We start from the raw sequence: 2831 nt of genomic DNA on the forward strand, positions 1-2831 counted from the left end.
TAGGGCGTGTTGACAAAAGGGATTCACCGGGCGCGGTGATCGTGATTCAAGCTGGTATCTGCAATGGAGACCAGCGTGGCACGAAACCTGATGTCGAACGACGAGTGGGCGTTCTTTGAACGCTTCATCCTGGCTGTCCGTTCTCCGAACGGCCGCAAGCCCACGAACCATCGGCTTGTTCTGGATGGGATTTTCTGGATCGCCCGAACGGGGTCGCCCTGGCGCGACCTGCCGGAAGAGTTCGGCAAATGGTCGTCTGTCTATCGGCAGTTCCGGCGCTGGACGTTGGCGGGGCTGTGGGAACAGATCCTGGAGGCGCTGAACGAGAGCCGGATCGTGCCGGATGCGCTGCAGATGATCGACAGCACCGTGGTTCGCGCTCATCATCAGGCAGCGGGCGCAAAAGGGGGACTCCGCGCCAAGGTTTCGGCCGCTCGCGAGGTGGCTTCACGACCAAGATCCATCTGCGGGTCAATGCGGCAGGCCTGCCCATGAGAACCGAGATCACGGCCGGGCAGACATCGGACTACCTCGGCTTCGATCTGGTCATGGCTGACAACCTGCCCGAGCCAAGCGTTCTGCTCGCAGACCGCGGCTACGACTCCGACAACATCCGCAAGACCATGGAGGTGCGCGACGTGGTGCCGGTCATCCCCATGCGCAAAACCCGGAAGCTACGGGTCGCCGTTGACCGCAGGCTCTACCGCCTGCGCAATCTCGTTGAGCGGTGCTTCAACAAGCTCAAGAATGCCCGTCGCGTCGCCACCCGCTACGACAAGACCGCCGAAAGCTTCCTGGGCTTCATCGACATCACGTCGATCCGCCTCTGGCTCCGCCATTTGTCAACATGACCTAGCCATCATTTTTACTGGCTTGAACAGCCTGAATTCGCTTCGGCCAAGACGACTTGATGAACGCGAGTATGGCGCCAACGTCGTCGTCGCTCAGGATCGAGCCAAAAGCGGGCATGCCGGATGTCATGCTCACCCCTATGTCATCCAGGACTGCCTGACCTCCCCGGCGGATATAATCTTCCAGCATAGCGTCGGCATGATGCCAGGTATGGCCATATCTGTCATGCGGCGGGGCAGGGAGAATGCCGTTTTCATCCGCAATCTGCCAGTCGGGTTGCCCTTCGAGCTGGGCACCGTGGCATACTGCATAGTGTTCGGAATAAAGTTGAACCCCGCGTTGCAGATCGGCTGTCTTGCCATAACCCCAGACCACCCAACCGACTCCGGTAGCAAAGCCGACGACAAGCAGCCGTATCGCCCATTTTGGGATGGCAGGCAGATAGCTTCTCTTCATGCCCGTCAGATTGTACCGGTTGCGCAAAGGTCAACCTTGAAAGCTGTTTTGAGGTTGCCGTCTTGAACTTCTGCATTGGTAGTTCCCATTTTGTCAGACATGGCAAGCTTAGGAGAGATCATGCGTTTCCACATCCCAAACATGAGCTGTGGCGGCTGTGCACGCGGTGTCACCCGAGCCATCGAGTCCGTTGATCCGGATGCGCGCATTGTCATTCACCAGGACCGTCGCGAGGTTGAGTTGGCCAGTGATCTGCCGCATGCCCGCTTTGCGTCTGCTCTTGCTGCGGCGGGCTACCCGGTCGCGCCGACCACAGGCTAACGAGATTATCGTTTCGATCTTCAGTTGGTCCTAGGCCGATGAGAAAGCCAGCCTGCTGCCGATCAGCAGCAGGCTGCCAGAAGAGCTGATAGGGGTAGCGATGACCCACCGTAAGGTTGGAGCATGAACCGCCTTTTTCCTGCTAAAGCGTTTCGGGATTAACCTGCGACATAGCCAGCTGCCTGAAAGTAGTTCCAGCACTCAGCGGGCGTGAACATTCCGCAGATGTCTCGGAGCGCGTCGAACAGTTCGGTAAAGGTGCGTGCGCCGACCTTGCGCAGATGCGCTTTGAGCTTCGAGAACGCCTGCTCGATGGGGTTCAGGTCTGGGGAGTATGGCGGCAGGTAGAGAAACCAACAGCCAGCCTGCTTGATGGCTTTGGCTGCCTCGACGTTCCGGTGTGTCGCGAGGTTGTCCAGGATGACAACAGTGCCGGGCATCAGTTCCGGCACCAGAACCTTTTCGACGTAGGCGGCGAAGGCAGGTCCGTCCATCGCGCCCTTGATGACCCAAGGGGCAATCAGGCCGTTCTGGGTCAGTCCTGCAATGAAGGTCTGGCTGTTCCAGTGTCCGAAGGGCGCGTCCATGGCGAGCCGCTCACCGCAGGGAGCGCGACCAGGGAGGCGGGTAAGGTTCGTTTTGATGGACGTCTCATCAATGAACACAAGCCGTTCCGGCTGGCGCCGCATTGCAGGCAAGCGGCGCGTCAACCAATCGTGCCGGGCCTGCCTTACCCTTGCGCGGCCCCGTTCGCTGGCCACCAGCGATTTTTTTTATAGGTGAAGCCGAGCCGCGACAGCAGCGCGGCAATGGAGGAATGGTGAACTTCGACACCTTCCGCCATCGCTAGGGCGTCGCGCAGCTCGAAGAGCGTGATGTCAGGATCCTGGGTGACCAGTTCCTCGAACAACGCCTGATAGGGCGCGAGCTTGCCTCGCCCAAGAGGGCGGCCCTGAGGCGCGGGATGAGCGTGACCGCGTGTCCGGATCAACTGTGCCCACCGTGCGCCTGTTGCAGCTGACACCTTCAAGCGCATGGCTGCGGCACGGCCGCTCAGTCCCTCTTCAATATACCGCTGAAACCGCGTCCGAAGCGCATTCGGCAAAGGTGCTGACATGACCCATCCTCCCCGAACAAGAGGAGCACAAACTGGGTCTTGCAGGAATCCCTCTGCGATTCACGTTTTTACCGAAACGCTTTAA

Annotated in this window: 3 protein-coding genes and 1 pseudogene; 2 read left to right on the forward strand and 2 right to left on the reverse strand. The window is 59.6% G+C overall.

The window, feature by feature from the left end; translation table 11 throughout:
* Positions 1–90: 90 nt before the first annotated feature.
* Positions 91–851 (forward strand): annotated as a pseudogene (locus ACTJI6_RS23875) (IS5 family transposase).
* Position 852: 1 nt separating this feature from the next.
* Here the strand turns inward: ACTJI6_RS23875 and ACTJI6_RS23880 are convergent.
* Positions 853–1335, reverse strand: coding sequence for a c-type cytochrome (locus tag ACTJI6_RS23880; RefSeq protein WP_440804241.1), 483 nt, complete (start codon positions 1333–1335; stop codon positions 853–855).
* A gap of 93 nt (positions 1336–1428) precedes the next feature.
* On the opposite strand from ACTJI6_RS23880, the gene ACTJI6_RS23885 reads away from it, so the two are divergent.
* Positions 1429–1629 (forward strand): heavy-metal-associated domain-containing protein, encoded by a 201-nt coding sequence (locus tag ACTJI6_RS23885; protein WP_347140345.1) that lies wholly within the window; start codon positions 1429–1431, stop codon positions 1627–1629.
* A 158-nt stretch (positions 1630–1787) separates the two neighbouring features.
* Here ACTJI6_RS23885 and ACTJI6_RS23890 read toward each other — a convergent pair.
* Positions 1788–2746 (reverse strand): IS630 family transposase gene (locus ACTJI6_RS23890; protein WP_440803214.1). Its coding sequence is split into 2 segments (ribosomal slippage): positions 1788–2402 and positions 2405–2746, totalling 957 coding nucleotides; the frame shifts between segments, so codons are not numbered across the junction.
* Positions 2747–2831: the final 85 nt, after the last annotated feature.

The sequence above is a fragment of the Paracoccus sp. 22332 genome (genome assembly GCF_052045125.1).
Lineage (GTDB): Bacteria > Pseudomonadota > Alphaproteobacteria > Rhodobacterales > Rhodobacteraceae > Paracoccus > Paracoccus haematequi_A.

What these genes read in the sequence shown, in the direction of transcription:
- ACTJI6_RS23885 (WP_347140345.1), top strand. Translation starts at nt 1,429, where the DNA reads ATGCGTTTCCACATCCCAAACATGAGCTGTGGCGGCTGTGCACGCGGT.